Here is a 1,630-nt window from a genome sequence, read left to right as displayed (position 1 = left end):
AATTGGGGTTTGAGGTGGGGAGTCACTATACCCTCATTCGCCAAACCGGACAGTTGATTATCCAGCTGGTTGAGAACGAGTAAGATATTTAAGGACGATCCCAGCAGATAACTGGGATCGTCTCATTAATTAATAGAGTAAAGATCTTGAATGTAACGCTCAACAAATAGTTTTAATTCAGAAGATGGATAAGGCTCTTTAGCTTGGATTAAATAAGCATCATCATAAATTACTCTTGAATTCAATGAGCTAGATATTATATACAAAATTAAAACTGAAAACTTTAAGTTGCTCTCACCTCTTGTGGAGACACTTACCATGTATGGGTACTCTATATCATCTATATCACGTAGATTTTCTTCAATAAAGTTAAAACTTATCCAACAAAAATAATCATATTGGTGGTCGTGTATATAGATAAACTTATCAAGTAAATTTAGTCCTTTTTTAGCTGATATACCTATAGTTAATTGTTTTGTAGACAAAGAAAAGTCATTAAACCCATCGACGATACTATTGAGGATATCTTCAAATTGAGGAAGCTTTTTAATTGGAAATAAAATTTCGTTAGACATTATTTTCCTCCATTGGTACTAATTGAACCACTTGTAACATTAAGCCAGCCATCTTGGGTTTTAATGTAAATATTATTTACCGTGCCTTCTTTTGTGATATTGCTAACTGGAGAGCCAGATTTAAAGTGGTCAATCATTTCTTTCATGCTTACACCTGTTTTAGATGCATCCACATATAGATCCCCTTGATAGCCAGCTTTTTGCATATCTTTGGCACCACTCACAATATTGCGCCTAACAGCGTTGATGCTCTGCCCTTCTACTAATTTTAATTGGACCGGAACACCATCTAGCCATCCATCTATTCCTTGGAAATTTTCTTTTTCAACGCCTTTAAAATTACCGCCCTTATATTTAACAATATCTAATGCTTGCTGGTATTCATGAGGTTCTAATGCATTCTGTATGACTGTCCCTTGTTTTCCATTAGGTAATTTAAGGATATCTTTACCTGAGTTTATTACTGTTGACTCCGCACTCGTCAACTGATTCAAGTTAATCTTACCAGCCTTGGCTTCTGACTGTATTACTTGTTTAACTGTCGAGACTTCTTGTGCTGTTTTACCAATAATCAATGCACCGCCGGCACCAGTTCCTCCCGGTGTTACTACCTCTGCTGTAAATATACCCACTTCATTTAAGCATATTACAGGTGCTGCTTTACAGCCTGTTAAAGCAGTTCGAACAGTTGCTATCATTTCTGGTGCTATAACTAATGAGTAGCCAGCTGCAACGACGCCCATCGATGCTCCAGACACAACTAAATTACCATTATTAATGCCTTTAGTTATGTCTGCTTTACAGCTCGCATCACAATCTGGGATATCAGCAAATAAGAACCCAAGGTTTCCACCAAGTGCCATTGAGTTATTCTCAACCGCATTCTTCCCAGCTTGCGAGCCGGTAATTGCCCCAGCCACATCACCGGTAGTCAGTCCACCAGCAAGGCCTGAAGCCAATTGGCTTAGTGCACTGACTTGCTGTTTCTCACTTTCACTCAGTTCCCAAATTTCGTTGCCCGGGAAGAGGGTGTTCAAGATAACATGAGCCGACAA

At 38.5% G+C, this 1,630-nt stretch carries 2 protein-coding genes; both read right to left on the bottom strand.

All coding sequences use genetic code 11. The annotated features are described in order from the left end of the window. Nucleotides 1–125: 125 nt before the first annotated feature. Nucleotides 126–575, bottom strand: a complete 450-nt coding sequence (locus tag PR809_RS20010; protein WP_102137482.1) for a hypothetical protein — start codon at nt 573–575, stop codon at nt 126–128. Beyond that, a partial coding sequence (locus PR809_RS20005; RefSeq protein ID WP_272524690.1) for a VENN motif pre-toxin domain-containing protein occupies nt 575–1,630 on the bottom strand: 1,056 nt, incomplete at its 5' end. The genes PR809_RS20010 and PR809_RS20005, both read right to left, overlap by 1 nt.

Source organism: Providencia sp. PROV201 (genome assembly GCF_028479545.1).
Taxonomy (GTDB): domain Bacteria; phylum Pseudomonadota; class Gammaproteobacteria; order Enterobacterales; family Enterobacteriaceae; genus Providencia; species Providencia huaxiensis.
Note: the sequence above shows the minus strand (reverse complement) of the source record. Positions and strands in the feature narration are given on the sequence as shown.